We start from the raw sequence: 18249 nt of genomic DNA on the forward strand, positions 1-18249 counted from the left end.
ACTCTTCGTAGCCACGACTCTTCGTAGCCACGACAAGGTCAGGCCGCGCGGCTCTGCTTCGGCAGGGGTTCGCCGTACCAGAGCTCGATCAGGCGGGCCGCGATCGAGATGCCGTACGGCGGGAGCACCTCGCCGGACTCGAAGGCGGCGGTGAGGTCCGCGCGGGAGAACCAGCGGGCCTCCTCGATCTCCTCGCCGTCGACGTTGATCTCGGAGCTGGTGGCGCGGGCCATGAAGCCGAGCATCAGGCTGGAGGGGAACGGCCACGGCTGGCTGGCGACGTACTCGACGTCGCCGACCACGACGCCCGCCTCCTCGAAGACCTCGCGGGCCACCGACTGCTCGATGGACTCGCCCGGCTCGACGAAGCCCGCGAGGGTCGAGAAGCGGCCCTCGGGCCAGTGCACCTGGCGGCCGAGCAGCGCGCGGTCCTGGTCGTCGGTGACCAGCATGATCACTGCGGGGTCGGTGCGCGGGTAGTGCTCGGCGCCGCAGGCCTGGCAGCGGCGGATGTGTCCGGCTGCGGCGATCACGGTGCGCTCGCCGCAGCGGGAGCAGAAGCGGTGCAGGCGCTGCCAGTTCTCCAGGGCGACCGCGTGCACCATCAGGCCCGCGTCCCGGGGGGAGAGCAGCAGGCCCGCCTCGCGCAGGCCGGCCGCGCGCGCCGACTGGTCCATGCGGCCCGGGAGGGTGTCCTTCTGGAGGGCGAAGTAGCTGACGCCGTCGTCGTCGGTGCCCAGGAAGTAGCGGTGGGTCTCGGTGACGGGGGCCTCGAAGGCCGGGGTCATGACCAGCTCGGTACGGCCGTCGGGGGTGTCGTCGATCAGCGCCTGGCCGCCGGAGACGACGAAGACACGGGTCGAGGGGTGGCTCCAGGCGGCGGCCAGCCAGGCCTCGTCCATGCGGTGGTGCGCGGCGCGGTCGATGCCGCTGGCGGCGGAGAGGGCGAGGGGGCGGTCGGAGGCCGCGATGACGGCGGGGCCGCCCGTGCTGGTGGCGCCCGTGGCGCCGGTCGTGCTTGTGGTGCTCGTGGCTCCGGTGGTGCTCGTGGTGCCGGTCGTGCTCGTGGTGACGTCGTTGTCGGTGCTGGTGCTCACAGGTGCTTCCAACTCCCCCGGGTGGATCGGGATTCTGTTCTGCTCAGCGGTTGTGTCAGCGAAGGGGCTGCGCGGCGAGGTCGCCCCACAGGTACGCGGTGGTCTCGACGCCCTTGAGCAGCAGGTCCAGTTCGACCTTCTCGTTGGGCGCGTGCCAGCCGTCGGACGGTACGGAGATGCCCAGGAAGAGGACGGGTGCGCCGAGGACGTCCTGGAGGTCGGCGGCCGGGCCGGATCCGCCCTCGCGCGTGAAGCGGACCGGCTGCTCGAAGGCGCGGCCCATGGCCCGTACGACGGACTGCAGGGCGGGGTGGTCGAGCGGGGTCAGGCAGGGGCGCGTGGCGGCGCCGAAGGTGATGTCGTAGCGGATTCCGGCGGGGACGCGGGTCGCGATCCAGTCCCGCACGGCCTGCTCGATCTTGTCCGGGTCCTGGCCGGCGACGAGGCGGAACGACAGCTTCAGCTCGGCGGACGCGGGGACGATGGTCTTGCCGCCGGGGCCCTGGTAGCCGCCGCCGATGCCGTTGACCTCGGCGGTCGGGCGGGCCCAGACGCGCTCCAGCGTGGTGTACCCGGCTTCGCCGTGGGTGGCGTACGACTTGGCGGTGCGCAGCCACTTCGCCTCGTCGAAGGGGAGCTCGGCGAAGAGGGCGCGCTCCTGGTCGGTGAGGGGGACGATGCCGTCGTAGAAGCCGGGGACGGTGACATGGCCGTCCTCGTCGTGCAGGGCTGCGACCACGCGGGCGGCGACGGTGGCCGGGTTGGGGACGGCGCCGCCGAACGAGCCGGAGTGGATGTCCTGGTCCGGGCCGCGGAAGGTGATCTCGCAGTCCGCGACGCCGCGCATGCCGGTGCAGACGGTCGGGGTGTCCTCGGACCACATGCCGGTGTCGGAGACGATCACCGTGTCGACTGCGAGGCGCTCGCGACGGGCCTCGATGAGGGCGCGGAAGTGCGGCGAGCCGGACTCCTCCTCGCCCTCGATCAGCAGCTTGAGGTTGACGGCGGGGGCGGTGCGGCCGGTGGCGGCGAGGTGTGCGCGCACGCCGAGCGTGTGGAAGAACACCTGCCCCTTGTCGTCGGCGGCGCCCCGTCCGTACATCCGGCCGTCGATCGTCGTCGGCTCGAAGGGCTCCGTGTGCCAGCCGTCCTCGCGGGCGGCGGGCTGCACGTCGTGGTGTCCGTAGACCAGGACCGTGGGGGCGTCCGGGTCGCCGGAGGGCCACTCGGCGAAGACCGCGGGGGCGCCGTCGGTGGGCCAGATCTCGGCGACCGGGAAGCCGGTCTCCCCGAGCTTGGCGGCCAGCCATTCGGCACTGCGCCGTACGTCCTCGGCGTGCTCGGGCTGGGCCGAGACGGAGGGGATGCGCAGCCACTCGGCCAGGTCGGCGAGGAAGGCGGTGCGGTGCTCTTCGATGTACGTACGGACGGCGCTGTCCGGGGTGTCGCTCATGACCTTGAGCCTAACTCTCCGGTGGAGGTGCGGCGTCCGGCGCCCAGGTCGTGGGACTGTCGGCCGGGGGTTCGCCGGAGAGGATGCGTTCCAGCTCCGGGCGGCCCGGGAGGCGGGTCGGGCGGACGGTCTCGCCGCTTCGTACGTACAGGAATGTGGCCAGAACCTCATCGGGACGCAGCCCGTGCAGCTCGGCCCAGGCCAGTCGGTAGATGGCGAGCTGGAGGGGGTCGGCGGCGCGGGTGCGGCTGGTCTTCCAGTCGACGATCTCGTACGCCCCGGTGGCCTCGTCGCGGTAGACGGCGTCGATACGGCCGCGGACCACGCGGCCCGCGAGGGTGAGGTGGAACGGGGTCTCGGTGCGGTACGGGGTGCGGCGGGCGTACGCGGTGCGCTCGAAGGCCTCTTTGAGGGCGGCCAGATCTCGCTCGTCGGCGATCTCGGCGTCGTCCTCGTCGCCGCCGGGCAGCTCGTCGGGGCCGAGCATCGGGAGGGGGAGCTCCTCGAAGCGGGACTCCACCCAGGCGTGGAACCGGGTGCCGCGCCGGGCGGCGGGCTGCGGCGGTCGGGGCATGGGGCGGGCCAGCTCCTGGGCGAAGCCGTCGGGGTCGGCGGCGAGGCGCATGAGCTGGGTGGCGGAGAGGGCGGGCGGGACGGGGACGTCGCGGGTGGTGGCGCGGGAGCGCCTCAGCTCGTCGGCGAGGGCGTCGAGGTCGCGGTCCCAGGAGTCGACGGCGCGGGACTCCTCCGGAGACAGGGGGGTGGGGGCTGTGGGTGCCGGGGGCGGGGGCGTCGCGGGGGGCCGCTGCGCGGAGCTCTCCCCTCCCCGCCCCTTCCCGAGACCGCCGGCCGCGGGGCTGGTGCCCGGGGTTCGGTCCGGGCCGGGGGCGCTGCCTCCGGCCCCCCGCTCCTCAAGCGCCGGAGAGGCTGGATTCTCCGGGTGCGGGCGGGCCGGTACGGCTTCGCCGGCCAGGACGGCGGTGTCGGGGGACTCGTGCTGCGGAACGCCGGGGTCCGGGCGCCGCGTCGACCATGCGTCCCAGTCGGCGGAGGGGTCGGCCTCCTCCTCCGGAACCTCCCACTCCGCCGGATCCTCCGGTGCCTCCGCCGGAATCCAGTCGTCCCAGGCCGTCGGTTCCGGCGACGGCGGGGGCTGCGGGGTGTCCCGGAGGGCGTCCAGGTGGGCGCGGACCGTGCCGGCCGCGTGGCGGCGGCGGGTCAGGGCCTCGTCGTCGAGCGGCAGCGGCCAGGCGCGGTCGGTGGCCGGATCCTGGAGGGCGGGGTTCTCCTCGTCCTCCGCCGGACGGTCCGCCCACACCTCGATCTCGCCGAAGCCCGCCGCGCAGTGCTCGTACAGCGCGGTGAGGAAGCCGGAGGGGCCGCGCGGCTTCTTCTGGGAGGGGCCCCACCAGTGGCCTGAGCCGAGCAGCAGGCTGCGGGGGCGGGTGAAGGTGACGTATCCGAGGCGGAGTTCCTCGGTGTGCTGGTGGTCCTTCATCAGGTCCTTGAAGACCTTCATGCCCTTGGCGTCCCACTCCGCCACGTCGGGGAGCGTCTGTGCGTCGCCGCGCAGGGCGTGCGGGAGGACCTTGGCCTGGGAGGTCCAGGAGTCGCGGGTCTGCTCGCTGGGGAAGGTGCCCTTGACCAGGCCGGGGGCGGCGACCACGTCCCACTCCAGGCCCTTGGACTTGTGCGCGGTGAGGACCTTCACCGTGTTCTCGCCGCCGGGCAGTGCGTTGTCCATGCCTTTCTCGTACTGCGCGGCCGTGTGCAGGAAGCCGAGGAAGGCGAGCAGGGTCGCCTCACCGTCCAGGGAGGCGAAACCGGCCGCCGTGTCGAGGAAGTTGTTGAGGGTCTCGCGGCGGCGGGCGGCCAGCGCCTGGGGGGAGGCGGAGAGCTCGACTTCGAGACCCGTGGTGTGCAGGACGCGGTGCAGGACGTCCATGAGGGGGTCGGCGAGGGAGCGGCGCAGGTCGCGCAGTTCGAGAGCGAGGTGGGCGAACCGCACCCGGGCGTCCGCCGAGAACGGCAGCCCGTCGTCCGCTTCCCCCGCCGACTCCAGGAAGGTGTCGAGGGCGTCGGCCAGCGATATCACCTCGGACGGATCGACCCCCTCGACGGCCTCCGCCAGCCTGCGGTCGGGGTCGTCGTCGGCGCCGCTCCCCCGGTGCACGAGCAGCCGCGCGCGACGGCCGAGCAGTGCCAGGTCGCGGGGGCCGATGCGCCAGCGGGGGCCGGTGAGCAGCCGCACGAGGGAGGCGTTGGCTCCCGGGTCCTGGAGGACTTCGCAGACCGCGACGAGGTCGGCGACCTCGGGCAGGTGCAGCAGCCCGGACAGGCCAACGACCTCGACGGGGACGTCGCGGGCGACCAGGGCCGCCTGGATCGCGGGGAAGTCGCCCGCCGTACGGCACAGGACGGCGATGTCCTGGGGTTCCTTGCCCGTGCGCACCAGGTGGGCGAGGGAGTCGGCGATCCAGTCGATCTCCTCCTCGTGCGTACGGAGCAGGGCGCAGCGGACGATGCCGTCGCGCTCCGCGCCGGGGGCGGGGCGCAGGGCCTCGACGCCGCGGTGCATGGCGCGCAGTGGGGTGGCCAGCCCGTTGGCGAGGTCGAGCAGACGGCCGCCGCTGCGGCGGTTCTCGCTGAGCGAGTAGCGGTCGGCGGGGCGGCCGTCGTCGTGCGCGAAGTGCTCGGGGAAGTCGTCGAGGTTGGCGACGGAGGCGCCGCGCCAGCCGTAGATCGCCTGGCAGGGGTCGCCGACCGCGGTCACCGGATGCCCGGTGCCACCGCCGAACAGCCCCGAGAGCAGCAGTCGTTGGGCCACCGAGGTGTCCTGGTACTCGTCGAGCAGGACCACCCGGAACTCGCCGCGCAGCGCCGCGCTCACCTCGGGCAGGGCGGCGAGCCGTGCGGAGAGCGCGATCTGGTCGCCGAAGTCGAGGAGGTCCCGGCTGCTCTTCTGCTCCCGGTAACGGACGGTCAGTTCGAGGAGTTCCCTGCGGGCTTCGGCGGCCTCGGGGACCTTGCGCAGGTCGGTGTTGGAGAGCTTGACGCCTTCCAGGGTGCGCAGCAGCTCCGTGTCGTACGTCCGGAGGGTCTGCGGCGTGACGAGGTGCTCGGCGAGCTCCGCGTCCAGCGCGAGGACGTCGCTGACCAGGCTGGCGAAGGACCTGGTGAGGGCCGGGTACGGGCCGGGAGCCTCGCGCAGGACGCGGGCGGCGAGCTGGAAGCGGGTGGCGTCGGCGAGGAGGCGGGCGGACGGTTCGAGGCCGATGCGCAGGCCGTGGTCGGTGAGGAGCTGCCCGGCGAAGGCGTGGTAGGTGGAGATGCGGGGTTCGCCGGGAGGGTTGTCGGAGTCGATGGCGTCGGGGTCGGTGATCCCCGCGCCGATCAGGGCCTTGCGGACGCGCTCGGCGAGCTCGCCGGCCGCCTTGTTGGTGAAGGTGAGGCCGAGGACCTGCTCGGGGGCGACCTGGCCGGTCCCCACCAGCCACACCACTCGGGCGGCCATCACCGTCGTCTTGCCCGACCCAGCCCCGGCCACGATGACCTGCGGGGCGGTGGGTGCCGTGATGCACGCCAGCTGCTCCGGGGTGAACGGGATGCCGAGGAGCTGCTTGAGCTGCTCGGGGTCGGTGATTCTGGTGGTCACCTCGAAAAGGCTATCCGCCCCCACTGACAAAGCCCGCCGCACCGCCTCCCACCAGGCACTTCACTGGCCTTTCAGCAGTTGTTCGAGCGACCGGCGGGGGTCATTCCACGATGTGCCGACCCTCCGGCCGGGCGCTGCACGACGCCCGGAACGCGCAGTGTGTGCACTGCTGGCCGGTGCTCGGCGCGAACCTCTCGTCCAGGACCCGGCCGGCCGCCGTGGCCAGCAGGTCGCCGACCCACTCCCCCGCGAGGGGCTGCTGCGCCTGGATCTTCGGGAGGTCCTCGCCGCCGTCCTTCTTGGCGGCGCCCTGCCGCAGCTGGACGAGTTCGGCTCCGCCGGGTTCGGGCCGCCGGCCGCCGAAGACGTCGTCGACGGCACCCTCGCGGACGGCCAGCTGGTAGACCGCGAGCTGCGGGTGGTGGGCGACCTCGTCGCGGGTCGGGGCGGACTTGCCGGTCTTGAAGTCCACGACGTACGCCCGGCCCTGGGCGTCCGTCTCGACGCGGTCCATGGAGCCGCGGATGCGCACCTCGTACTCGCCGCCCGCCTCCAGCGTCACGTCGAAGCCGTGCTCGGTGGCGACGGCGGTGCGCCCGCCGCGGTCCATGACGTGCCATGCGAGGAAGCGCTCCAGCGCCACGCGCGCGTGCTCCTTCTCCTGCCGGGACTTCCAGGGCGCGTCGAAGGCGAGCGCGTCCCACACGGAGTCGAGCCGCTCCATGAGGACGCCCAGGTCGGCGGGCGTACGGCCGGAGGCGACCTCGTCGGCGAGCACGTGGACGACGTTGCCGAAGCCCTGGGCCGCGGTGGCGGGGGCGTCGGCCTTGACCTCGCGGCCCAGGAACCACTGCAGGGAGCAGGTGTTGGCGAGCTGGTCGAGGGCGCTGCCGGACAGGGCGACGGGCTGGTCCCGGTCGCGCAGCGGCACCGCGCTGTGCGTCGGTTCGTACAGGCCCCACCAGCGGTCCGGGTGGGCGGCGGGCACCATCGGCTGGCCGTCCTCGTCGCTGAGCGCGGCGAGCCGGGCGAGCCTGCGGGCGGCGGCGTCGCGCAGTGCGTCGGACGCGTCCGGATCAACGGTGGTGGCGCGCAGTTCGGCGACGAGCGCGGAGACGGCGAGGGGACGGCGGGGACGCCCCGTGACGTCGCGGGGTTCCACGCCGAGTTCGGTGAGGAAGCGGGAGGGCTGGTCGCCGTCGTCGGCGGGGGCCTTCACCGCGGTGACCACGAGGCGGGTGCGTGCGCGCGTGGCGGCGACGTAGAAGAGGCGGCGCTCCTCGGCGAGGAGGGCGCCGGGGGTGAGGGGTTCGGCGAGGCCGTCGTGACCGATCCGGTCGGCCTCCAGGAGGGAGCCGCGGCGACGCAGGTCGGGCCACAGCCCTTCCTGCACCCCGGTGACGACGACCAGCGGCCACTCCAGGCCCTTGGCGCGGTGGGCGGTCATCAGCCGTACCGCTTCGGTCCTCACGGTGCGCCTGCTGAGGGTGTCGGCGGCGATGTCCTGGGCGTCCAGCTCCTCCAGGAAGTTGAGGGCGCCGCGCCCTCCGGAGCGCTCCTCGGCCCGGGCCGCCGTGTCGAACAGGGCGCATATGGCGTCCAGGTCGCGGTCCGCGTTGCGCCCGGCCGGGCCGCCGCGCAGGGCTGCCCGCTCCAGCCGGCGCGTCCAGGTGGTGCTGCCCGCCCACAGTTCCCACAGGGCCTCCTCGGCGGTGCCGCCGCCTTCGAGGAGTTCGCGGGCCTTGCGCAGCAGGGCGCCGAGGCGCTGCGCCCCGCGCGCGTACGCGGGGTCGTGCGCGACGAGGCGCTCGGGCTCGGCGAGGGCACGGGCGAGGAGTACGTCGGAGGGCGGCGGCACCTTGTTTCCGGCGGCACGCTCCTCGTCGCGCAGGGCACGGCCGAGGCGGCGCAGGTCGGCGGCGTCCATGCCGCCGAGGGGGGAGGCGAGGAGCTCGACGGCGGTCTCGGTGCCGAGCCAGCCGGGTGCGCGCACGGAGCCGTCGCCGTCGCCCTCCGGCGAGTCGGCTCTCTCCCGGGGGCCGTCCGGTGCGGCCTCAAGAGGTGCGCCGTCGGCCTCAAGAGGTGCGCCGTCGGTACGAGGCGCGCTGTCGACGGGTTCCGCCGTGAACGGTGTCCTCGGCGCCTGCTCCAGCGCCGCCTGTGCCACCGCCCGGAGCGCCGTCAGCAGAGGGGTGACCGCGGGTTCGTGCCGCAGCGGAAGGTCGTCGCCGTCGATCTCCAGGGGCACCCCGGCCGAGGTGAGCGCGCGCCGTACCGACGGGATCGTCCGGCCGCCCGCGCGGACGAGGACGGCCATCTCGCTCCACGGCACGCCGTCCTCAAGATGTGCGCGACGCAGGATGTCCGCGACGTTGTCCAGTTCGGTGCCCGCCGTCGGATACGTGAAGACCTCGACCGTGCCGCCCTCACGGACCGGGGCGAGGTCCCGGTGGGCCTGTACGGCGGCGGCCGGCAGCCGGCCCAGCGGCATCCGCCGGGTGAGCAGCCGGGTCGCGGCGAGCAGGCCGGCGCCGGACCGGCGCGAGGTGGTGAGGACCTCGACGCGGGCCGGGCTGCCGTCCGGGGTGCGGAAGGTCTGGGGGAAGTCGAGGATGCCGCCGACGTCGGCGCCCCGGAAGGCGTAGATCGACTGGTCGGGGTCGCCGAAGGCCACCAGGGTGCGCCCCTGCCCGGCCAGCGCGTGCAGCAGCCGCACCTGCGCGGGGTCGGTGTCCTGGTACTCGTCGACGAACACGGCGTCGTAGGCGGACGCAAGCCGTCCGGTCGCCGACTCGCGCTCGGCGAGCAGCACCGCGCGGTGCACCAGCTCGGCGTAGTCGAGGACGCCCTGCATGTCGAGGACGTCGAGGTACTCGGCGAGGAAGGTGGCCGCCGCCTGCCAGTCGGGGCGGCCGGTGCGGTGCGCGAAGTCCCGCAGGGCGCCGGGGCCGAGCCCCAGTTCGCGGCTGCGGGCCAGTACCGCGCGGACCTCGTCGGCGAAGCCGCGGGTGGTGAGGCAGGCGCGCAGCTCGTCGGGCCAGCTGACGTGGGCGAGACCGGCCTTCTCCAGGTCGATCTCGCCGGCGAGCAGTTCCCGTACGGCCACGTCCTGCTCCGGGCCCGACAGCAGCCGCAGCGGCTCGCTGAACAGGTCGCTGTCCTGGTGGGCGCGGACCAGGGCGTAGCAGAACGAGTGGAAGGTGGTGGCCTGCGGGGCCTGCCGGGCGCCGAGCCGGAGCGCCATCCGGTCGCGCAGTTCGACGGCCGCCTTGCGACTGAATGTCAGGACAAGGATCCGCTCGGGCCGGGTCCCCGCGGCCACCCGGGAGGCGACCGCCTCGACGAGGGTCGTCGTCTTCCCGGTGCCGGGCCCTGCGAGGACGAGCAGGGGTCCCTTCCCGTGGTCAACCACCGCGCGCTGCTGTGCGTCCAGCAAAGGAGGGTCCACCAGGTCCGGCTCCGTACGGATCAGACGGTACGTGCCCGGGATCCGCTGCCGCGTCTGCCGATAGGGCTGGTAAGGCTGCGTCCGGTGTGTCCGGGAGGTCCCTGTGGAGCCCGAGGGGTCCGAGGAAATGGAGGTGCTCACGTGGATCGCCGGTCCTGGTGGGTGGTGTGCTGGTCTGCCTTGCGGCCGCGGGGGATGACTGTGCCGAGCGGGCAATGAGTGTGCTGGGGGGACGACTGTGCTGTTCGGAGCCGTGCCGCACAGGGCCGCGCCGTACGGAGCCGCTGTGCCGTGCGCGACGGACGTAGTGCGTGCTCCCGACGCTACGCCAGGGAGCACACAGGACGCAGCGGCTCCGCCGCCCCCGCGCCCGTCCCGGCGCACACCGCCCCCTCCTGCCCCGCGTACTCCGTACGGTCCCAGGACAGCCCCGCGGCGCGCGCGATGGCGGAAGCTGGGCTGTGTGAGCCGTACGATCCGCCGTGCCCCGGCCGGAGCCTCAGGAGCCGCCCCCGTGGCCGTTCCCGGGGTCCTCGCTGCCGTCCCACCGGGCGCGCCCCATGTCGAGGCGCGGCAGGTGGCCCTCGGCGGTGCGCGGGGCAGTGCGCAGCGGGGTGCCCTCCGCGCGGTACTGCTCCAGTGCCCGCAGCTCGTGACCGGGCAGCAGGCGGCCGTCCGCACGGACGACACGCCACCAGGCCACCGCGCCCCCGTACAGCGCCATCACCCGGCCGACCTGCCGGGGGCCGCCCTCGGCCAGCCACTCCGCCACGTCCCCGTACGTCATCACCCGGCCGGGCGGGATCTGCTCCGCGACCGTCAGGACCCGTTCCGCGTACTCCGGGAGCTCGTCGCTCACGGCAGGATCGTCGCTCATCCGGCCCATCCTGCCCCATGCCACCGACAGTGCGGCGGGGCCCGCACGGACGGACGCGGGGCCCGGGGCGACAGCGTGTGCGGCACCCTGACGCCCCGCCGCACCAGCTGGTCATGCCACCATCATCCGGGCGGTGACTGGTGAGCCGAGACCAAGAAGAGACGACGATGAAGGAGCAGGACGTGCAGCCTCAATCGGCGGCAGGCGCTCCTGACGCCGTCCCACGCCCGGAAACGGACCCCGCGGGCACCCCGGAAACGGGCGCCCCCGAAGCCCGCGCCCTCGGCACGGACACCGGTGACGCCAACGCTCCGGAGCCGTTCGTCACGGCCAGGGGCGGCGCCTCCGACCTGACGGACGAGGGGCACGTGGAACGGGTCTCCGGCGACGAGCCGCTGCTCGCCGCCCGGGTGCACCGCCCCGCCGACCTCGTCCGCCTGCTGTCGGGCCTGCTCGGCATCGTCTGCGTGATCGCCCTGGCGGCGTTCGCGCACGGCACGGCGTCCGGCCTGGAGAAGGACATCCTGGAGGGCACCAAGCAGACTCCGGTCGTCTTCGTGCAGCTGGCGGGTCTCATCTCCAGCATCGCCGTACTGATCCTGCCGGTCGGCTTCGCCATCGAGCGACTGATCAAACGTGACGGGCTGCGGATCGCCGACGGTGTGCTGGCGGCGGTGCTCGCGCACGGCGTCGCCCTCGCCACCGACCTGTGGGTCTCCGGGCCCGCCCCCGAGGCGCTCCGCGAGGCGCTCACCCGGGTCGCCCACGGCGGCACGGGCGAGCTCACCGACCCGGTGCACGGCTACCTCGCCCCCGTGATCGCCTACATGACGGCGGTCGGGATGGCGCGCAGACCGCGCTGGCGGGTGGCGCTGTGGGCGGTGCTGCTGCTCAACGCGTTCGCGGTGCTGGTGGGCGGTCAGACCACGCCCCTGTCGATCGTCGTCACCGTGCTGATCGGCTGGACAGTGGCGTACGGCACCCTCTATGCGGTGGGCTCGCCCAATGTGCGTCCCACCGGGCAGACGCTGCTCGCAGGGCTGCGGCACGTGGGCTTCCGCCCGGTGACGGCGATGCGCGCCGAGGAGGCCCTCGACGTGGCCGACCAGGGCGACCGGGGGCGGCGCTACATCGTCACCCTTGAGGACGGCCCGCCCCTCGACATCACGGTCGTCGACCGTGAGCAGCAGGCGCACGGATTCTTCTACCGGGTGTGGCGCCGCCTCACCCTGCGCGGCATCACCCAGCGGAGGTCCATCCAGTCGCTGCGGCAGGCTCTTGAGCAGGAGGCGCTCCTCGCGTACGCGGCCATCGCGGCCGGTGCGAACGCCCCGAAGCTCATCGCGACCTCCGAGCTCGGCCCCGACGCGGTGATGCTCGTGTACGAGCACCTGGGCGGCCGGACCCTGGACTCGCTGCCCGACGAGGCGATCACCGACGAGCTGCTGCGGGACGCCTGGCGCCAGGTGAAGGCGCTCCAGTCGCGCCGTATCGCCCACCGCAGGCTGGCCGGCGACGCGATTCTGGTGGATCGTTCCGGCACGGTGATCCTGACCGATCTGCGGGGCGGCGAGATCGCCGCGGGCGACGTCGTGCTGCGGATGGACGTGGCACAGCTGCTGACCACCCTGGGGCTGCGTGCGGGCGCCGAGCGGGCCGTCGCCGCCGCCGTGGACGTGCTGGGCCCGGACACGGTCGCCGACAGCCTTCCGCTGCTGCAGCCGATCGCGCTGAGCCGCTCCACGCGCGCGACGCTGCGCCGGCTGGGCCGTGAGCGGTCGCACCGGGAGCGCGAGGCGGTCCTCGAAGCCTCCCAGCTCGCCAAGGAGGCACGGGCCCGCCAGAAGAACGAGGAGGCCGCCGCCCCCGGCGGGCGCAAGGCCGTACGGGCGGAGAAGAAGGCCGAGAAGGAGGCCATCGACGAGGCCGTGGAGGGTGCCAGGGAGGAGGACCTGCTGACGCAGATCCGCCACCAGGTGCTGCTGATCCGCCCGCAGGCGCCGGTCGAGGCGGTCCGGCTGGAGCGCATCAAGCCGCGCACCCTGATCAGTCTGCTGGCGGGTGCCTTCGCCGCGTACTTCCTGATCTCGACCCTCCTGGAGAACCCGCTCACCGACGCGTTCGCCCGGATGAAGTGGGGCTGGGTCGCGGTGGCGGTGCTGTTCTCCGCGCTCAGCTATGTGGCGGCGGCGATGAGCCTGCTGGGCTTCGTCCCGGAGAAGGTGTCCTTCTGGCAGACCGTCAAGGCACAGGTGGCCGGCTCGTTCGTGAAGCTGGTGGCGCCGGCCGCGATCGGCGGTGTGGCGCTCAACACCCGCTTCCTCCAGCGGTCGGGCGTACGGCCCGGGCTCGCCGTGGCGAGTGTGGGCGCGTCCCAGCTGTTCGGCCTGGGCAGCCACATCGCACTGCTGATGATCTTCGGTTACGTGACCGGGACCGAGCAGACCTCCTGGGAGAACCCGTCCCGGACGGTGATCGCGGGCCTGCTGACTGCGGCGGTGCTGGCGATGATCGTGACGGCGGTGCCGTTCCTGCGGAAGTTCGTCGTCACGCGCGTACGTTCGCTGTTCGCCGGTGTGGTCCCGCGCATGCTGGACGTGCTCCAGCGGCCGAAGAAGCTCGTCACGGGCATCGGCGGCATGGTGCTGCTGACGGTGGTGTTCGTGATGTGCCTGGACGCGTCGATCCGCGCCTTCGGGGAGAGCGACACCGACCACCTGAGCTACGCCACGGTCGCGGTGGTGTTCCTGACGGCCAATGCGGCGGGTTCGGCGGTGCCGACGCCCGGTGGTGTGGGTGCGGTCGAGTTCGCGCTGATCGGTTCGCTGACGATCGCCGGGCTGCCGACGGCCATCGCGACTCCCGCGGTGATGCTGTACCGCCTGCTGACGTTCTGGCTGCCGGTGCTGCCCGGCTGGCTGTGCTTCAACTCGCTGACGCGCAAGGGCGCGCTGTAGAGCTGCAGAGCTGCAGAGCTGCAGAGCTGCAGAGCTGCAGAAGGGTGCGGCAAAGGAGTGGGCAAAGGGGTGCCGCAACCGCCTCAAAGAGGCGGCCGGGGCACCCGCTTGGACCCCGGCGCGCGCGGTCCGGCCCACCCCGGCGCACGATGGAGGGCATGCCTACCCCTTCCGCGCTGCGCGCTCCCGCACTGGCCGCCTCCGTCGTCGTACTGCTGTCCCTCGCCGGATGCAGCGACGGCAGCAAGAGCAAGGGGGCGGGCGAGGGCGCCAAGAAGCAGGACCTCGCCGCTCAGGAACTGAAGTGGGAGGAGTGCCCGGCCCCCACCCCCGCACAGGGCGAGGGCACGAAACCGTCGCCGCTGCCGGGCGGCGCCGAATGGAAGTGCGCCACCATGCAGGTGCCGCGCGACTACGCGAAGCCGGACGGCGACCGCATCGAACTGGCCCTGATCCGGGCCGAGGCCGCCGACAAGGAGAAGCGCATCGGCTCGCTGATCTTCAACTTCGGCGGACCCGGCGGCTCCGGGGTGACCACCCTCCCCAGCGCGGGCAAGGACTACGCCAAGCTCCGCTCCCGGTACGACCTGGTGAGCTTCGATCCGCGCGGGGTGGGCCGCAGCGCCCCCGTGAAGTGCCAGGACGACCAGGCGCTCGACGCGTACTACGCGGAGGACGCGACTCCCGACGACGCCGCCGAGGAGAAGGCCTACGCCGACGGCGTCAAGGCGTACGCCGACGCCTGTGAGAAGAACTCGGGCGCCGAGCTGCCGTACGTCGGCACCACCAACGCCGCCAAGGACCTCGATCTGATGCGCCAGGTCCTCGGCGACAACAAGCTGTACTACTTCGGCATCTCGTACGGCACCGAACTCGGCGGCGTCTACGCCCACCTCTTCCCGAAGAAGGTCGGCCGGGCCGTCTTCGACGCGGTCGTGGACCCCACCCAGAAGACCGAGCAGAGTTCGCTGGGCCAGGCCAAGGGCTTCCAGCTCGCGCTGAACAACTTCGCCAAGGACTGCGTGGCCCGTGGCGACGGCTGCAAGCTGGAGGGCAGCACCCCCAAGGAGATCGAGGACGGCATCGTCGCGCTCCTGAACCGACTCGACAAGAAGCCGGTCCCGGGCACGGCCGGACGGCAGCTGACGCAGAGCCAGGCCACCAACGGCATCGTCCAGACGCTGTACTCGAAGGACTTCTGGCCGTACCTGGAGCAGGGTCTCGACGAGGCGGACGGCGGCAACGGCGCACTGCTCCTCGTCCTCGCCGACTCCATGAACGGCCGCAACCAGGACGGCACCTACAGCAACATCGGGGCCGCCAACGCCGCCATCAACTGCGTGGATTCCAAGGAGCGTTACGACCTGGCGTACGCCAAGTCGAAGGTGCCGGAGTTCCGGGCGGCGTCCCCCGTCTTCGGCGACTTCCTCGCCTGGGGCCTGTCCGGCTGTTCCTCGTGGCCGGTGCCGGGACAGTGGGAGACCCCGGACGTGAGCGCCCCCGGCGCGGCCCCGATCGTCGTCATCGGCAACACCGGTGACCCGGCGACTCCTTACGAGGGCGCCCGGAAGATGGCCGAGAAGCTGGGCAAGGGCGTCGGCATCGAGCTGACGTACAAGGGCGAGGGCCACGGTGCGTACAACAGCGGAAACGCGTGCGTGAAGACGAGCGTGGACGACTACCTGCTGGAGGGCAAGGTTCCGGCAGCCGGGACGGTCTGCGAGTAGGGCCGCTTCCCCGGACCCGGTTCCTCGGCCCACTTCCCCGGCCCGCACGGATTTTCCGTCACTGTCAGTGGTCGCCCCTAGGATATGGGTACTTGCTTTCGAACTCGGAGCAGGTGTGGGGACAAGCACGACGGGGGCCATCCATGAAGCCGCTCAGCGCCTGGCGGGGACGGGCAAGTGCCGTGGTGGCGACGGTGGTTCTGACCGCCGTCGCCGCCACCGGATGCAGTACGGCCACCGTCACGGGGACACCCCGGCCGGACAGGAGCGACGGAGGCGGGCAGCCCGCTCCCCCGCAGCCACCGTCCCCCGATCCGCAGTCCCCCGATCCTCAGTCGACCGATCCGCAGTCGACCGTGCCCGCCGCGCTCACCGGGCAGAAGCTCGCCTGGAAGGACTGCGAGGCGCCGCGGAAGGCGCGCGGCAGTGAGGCCCTGCCGCCGGGCGGCGAGTGGCAGTGCGCCACGGCCAAGGTCCCCCTGGACTACGACAAGCAGTCGGACGAGACCCTCGGGATCGCCCTGATCCGGGCCCGCGCAACAGGCGGCGGGGACAAGCGGATCGGCTCGCTCCTGTTCAACTTCGGCGGTCCCGGCGGCTCCGGGGTGGCGGCGCTGCCCGCCATGGGCGAGCTGTTCGGCTCCCTGCGCGGGCGGTACGACCTGGTGGGCTTCGACCCGCGCGGGGTGGCGGAAAGCTCCGAGATCGTCTGTCGTGACGACGCGGCGACGGAGGCCTCGCTCGCCCTGGACTCCACACCGGACACCCCCGCCGAGGAGAAGGCGTACTTCGACGACGCGAAGGCGTTCGGCGCCGGCTGCGCCCAGCGCTCCGGCAAGCTCCTCCCGCATGTCGGCACCACCGAAGCCGCCCGCGACCTCGACGTCCTGCGGCAGGTCCTGGGCGACCGCAAGCTGCACTACTTCGGCTTCTCGTACGGCACCGAACTGGGCGGTGCGTACGCCCACTTGTTCCCGAAGCACGTGGGACGGCTGGTCCTGGACGCGGTCGTCGACCCCTCCGCCGGCACCGTGGGGCACTCCCGCAACCAGGCCCTCGGATTCCAGCGGGCCTTCGACAGCTACTCCCGCTCCACCGGTACGACGCCCGAGGCGGGCACCGCACGGGTGGTCCGGCTGCTCGACCGGCTCGACCGGGAACCGCTCCCGGCGGGTCCGGGGCGCAGGCTCACCCAGAGCCTGGCCCTCACCGGCATCATCGCCCCGCTCTACAGCCGGGACGGCTGGCCTGCCCTGACCCGGGCGCTGGCCGCCGCCGAGAGCGGCGACGGGAAACCGCTGCTGCGCCTGGCCGACTCGTACAACGACCGTGACGGGCAGGGCCACTACAGCACCGCGCACCACTCGCAGCGCGCCATCTCCTGCGCCGACTCCAAGGGCCGGGTGAGTGCCGCGGAGGTCCGGGCCACCCACCTGGCGGACTTCCGCAAGGTCTCCCCCGCGTTCGGCCCCTATCTGGCCTGGGACCTGGCGGGCTGGTGCGCGTCCTGGCCGGTGCCGGGGGCGCACGAGACGCCGGAGGTGTCGGCTCCCGGCGCGGCGCCGATCCTGGTCGTGGGCGGTACGGGCGATCCAGCGACACCGTTCGAGGGCTCGCTGCGGATGGCGGAGGAGCTCGGCAAGGGCGTCGGCGTGCACATCACCTACAAGGGCGAGGGCCACGGGGCGTACCCGACCGGCAACGCCTGCGTCGTACGGACCGTGGACGCGTACCTCCTGGACGGGAAGACACCGGCGGCGGGCACCGTGTGCTCATAGCCGAAGGGGCCGGGCAGCCCCATGGCTTCCCGGCCCCTCGGCGTACCGCTGCGGGTCTTTAGTAGACCGGCTTCTCCGGCTCGATCTGGTGGACCCAGCCGATCACGCCGCCGCCGACGTGCACCGCGTCCGAGAAGCCCGCCGACTTGAGGACGGCGAGGACTTCCGCACTGCGGACACCCGTCTTGCAGTGCAGGACGATCTTCTTGTCCTGCGGCAGGCCCTCCAGGGCGGTGCCCATGAGGAACTCGCCCTTGGGGATCAGCTTCGCGCCGGGGATCGAGACGATCTCGTACTCGTTCGGCTCGCGGACGTCGATGATCTCGATCTTCTCGTCGGCGTCGATCCACTCCTTGAGCTGCTTGGGAGTGATCGTGGAGCCGGCCGCCGCCTCCTGGGCCTCCTCGGACACGACGCCGCAGAAGGCCTCGTAGTCGATGAGCTCGGTGACGGTCGGGTTCTCGCCGCAGACCGCGCAGTCGGGGTCCTTGCGGACCTTGACCTGGCGGTACTGCATCTCCAGGGCGTCGTAGATCATCAGGCGGCCGACCAGCGAGTCGCCCACGCCGGTCAGGACCTTGATGGCCTCGGTGACCTGGATGGAGCCGATGGACGCGCAGAGCACGCCCAGCACGCCGCCCTCGGCGCAGCTGGGGACCATGCCGGGCGGCGGGGGCTCCGGGTAGAGGCAGCGGTAGCAGGGGCCGTGCTCGGACCAGAAGACCGAGGCCTGGCCGTCGAAGCGGTAGATCGAGCCCCATACGTACGGCTTGTTGAGCAGGACGCACGCGTCGTTGACGAGGTAGCGCGTCGCGAAGTTGTCCGTGCCGTCGACGATGAGGTCGTACTGGGAGAAGATCTCCATCACGTTCTCGGCTTCGAGCCGCTCTTCGTGCAGTACGACGTTCACGTACGGGTTGATGCCGAGGACCGAGTCCTTCGCGGACTCGGCCTTCGAGCGGCCGATGTCGGCCTGGCTGTGGATGATCTGGCGCTGCAGATTCGATTCGTCGACCTCGTCGAATTCGACGATGCCGAGCGTGCCGACGCCTGCGGCGGCGAGGTACATCAGAGCGGGTGACCCGAGGCCGCCGGCACCCACGGCAAGCACCTTGGCGTTCTTCAGGCGCTTCTGCCCGTCCATCCCGACGTCCGGGATGATCAGGTGGCGGGAGTACCGACGGACCTCGTCGACGGTGAGCTCAGCAGCTGGCTCAACCAGGGGTGGCAGCGACACGGGAACTCCGGTGGTCGGTA

General features: G+C 72.6%; 9 protein-coding genes. 3 read left to right on the top strand and 6 right to left on the bottom strand.

Annotated elements, in window-relative coordinates; all coding sequences use genetic code 11:
* Nucleotides 1-38: 38 nt before the first annotated feature.
* The 5 genes from nudC to ACH4SP_RS39020 all read right to left on the bottom strand — a co-directional run bounded on the left by nudC (nucleotide 39) and on the right by ACH4SP_RS39020 (nucleotide 10539).
* A complete protein-coding gene (gene nudC / locus ACH4SP_RS39000; protein WP_398422837.1) occupies nucleotides 39-971 on the bottom strand; it encodes an NAD(+) diphosphatase in 933 nt (310 codons plus the stop codon).
* 181 nt (nucleotides 972-1152) lie between these two features.
* A complete protein-coding gene (locus tag ACH4SP_RS39005; protein ID WP_398422604.1) occupies nucleotides 1153-2550 on the bottom strand; it encodes a dipeptidase in 1398 nt (465 codons plus the stop codon).
* Nucleotides 2551-2560: 10 nt separating this feature from the next.
* Nucleotides 2561-6205 (bottom strand): UvrD-helicase domain-containing protein, encoded by a 3645-nt coding sequence (locus tag ACH4SP_RS39010; RefSeq protein WP_398422606.1) that lies wholly within the window; start codon nucleotides 6203-6205, stop codon nucleotides 2561-2563.
* Nucleotides 6206-6305: 100 nt separating this feature from the next.
* Nucleotides 6306-9677, bottom strand: a complete 3372-nt coding sequence (locus tag ACH4SP_RS39015; protein WP_398422839.1) for an ATP-dependent helicase — start codon at nucleotides 9675-9677, stop codon at nucleotides 6306-6308.
* 475 nt (nucleotides 9678-10152) lie between these two features.
* Complete coding sequence (locus ACH4SP_RS39020) at nucleotides 10153-10539, bottom strand: MGMT family protein (RefSeq protein ID WP_398422608.1); 387 nt, start codon at nucleotides 10537-10539, stop codon at nucleotides 10153-10155.
* Nucleotides 10540-10697: 158 nt separating this feature from the next.
* On the opposite strand from ACH4SP_RS39020, the gene ACH4SP_RS39025 reads away from it, so the two are divergent.
* The 3 genes from ACH4SP_RS39025 to ACH4SP_RS39035 all read left to right on the top strand — a co-directional run bounded on the left by ACH4SP_RS39025 (nucleotide 10698) and on the right by ACH4SP_RS39035 (nucleotide 16992).
* Nucleotides 10698-13487, top strand: a complete 2790-nt coding sequence (locus ACH4SP_RS39025) for a lysylphosphatidylglycerol synthase domain-containing protein (protein ID WP_398422611.1) — start codon at nucleotides 10698-10700, stop codon at nucleotides 13485-13487.
* A gap of 158 nt (nucleotides 13488-13645) precedes the next feature.
* On the top strand, nucleotides 13646-15214 hold the full coding sequence (locus ACH4SP_RS39030; RefSeq protein WP_398422613.1) for an alpha/beta hydrolase: 1569 nt from the start codon (nucleotides 13646-13648) through the stop codon (nucleotides 15212-15214).
* Between the two features lie 143 nt (nucleotides 15215-15357).
* Nucleotides 15358-16992 carry an alpha/beta hydrolase gene (locus ACH4SP_RS39035; protein WP_398422615.1) on the top strand — a complete coding sequence of 545 codons (1635 nt, stop codon included), beginning with the start codon at nucleotides 15358-15360 and terminating at the stop codon, nucleotides 16990-16992.
* Nucleotides 16993-17050: 58 nt separating this feature from the next.
* Here the strand turns inward: ACH4SP_RS39035 and moeZ are convergent, their stop codons facing one another.
* Nucleotides 17051-18229: an adenylyltransferase/sulfurtransferase MoeZ gene (gene moeZ, locus ACH4SP_RS39040; protein ID WP_398422617.1), complete on the bottom strand. Its 1179-nt coding sequence runs from the start codon at nucleotides 18227-18229 to the stop codon at nucleotides 17051-17053.
* Nucleotides 18230-18249 lie beyond the last annotated feature (20 nt).

The organism is Streptomyces sp. NPDC021093 (genome assembly GCF_044333135.1).
GTDB lineage: Bacteria > Actinomycetota > Actinomycetes > Streptomycetales > Streptomycetaceae > Streptomyces.

Excerpts from the sequence above, each read along its gene's own strand:
- ACH4SP_RS39030 (WP_398422613.1), top strand. The coding sequence starts at position 13,646 with ATGCCTACCCCTTCCGCGCTGCGCGCTCCCGCACTGGCCGCCTCCGTC.
- ACH4SP_RS39035 (WP_398422615.1), top strand. The coding sequence starts at position 15,358 with ATGAAGCCGCTCAGCGCCTGGCGGGGACGGGCAAGTGCCGTGGTGGCG.
- ACH4SP_RS39005 (WP_398422604.1), bottom strand. The coding sequence starts at position 2,550 with ATGAGCGACACCCCGGACAGCGCCGTCCGTACGTACATCGAAGAGCAC.
- ACH4SP_RS39020 (WP_398422608.1), bottom strand. The coding sequence starts at position 10,539 with ATGGGCCGGATGAGCGACGATCCTGCCGTGAGCGACGAGCTCCCGGAG.
- ACH4SP_RS39025 (WP_398422611.1), top strand. The coding sequence starts at position 10,698 with ATGAAGGAGCAGGACGTGCAGCCTCAATCGGCGGCAGGCGCTCCTGAC.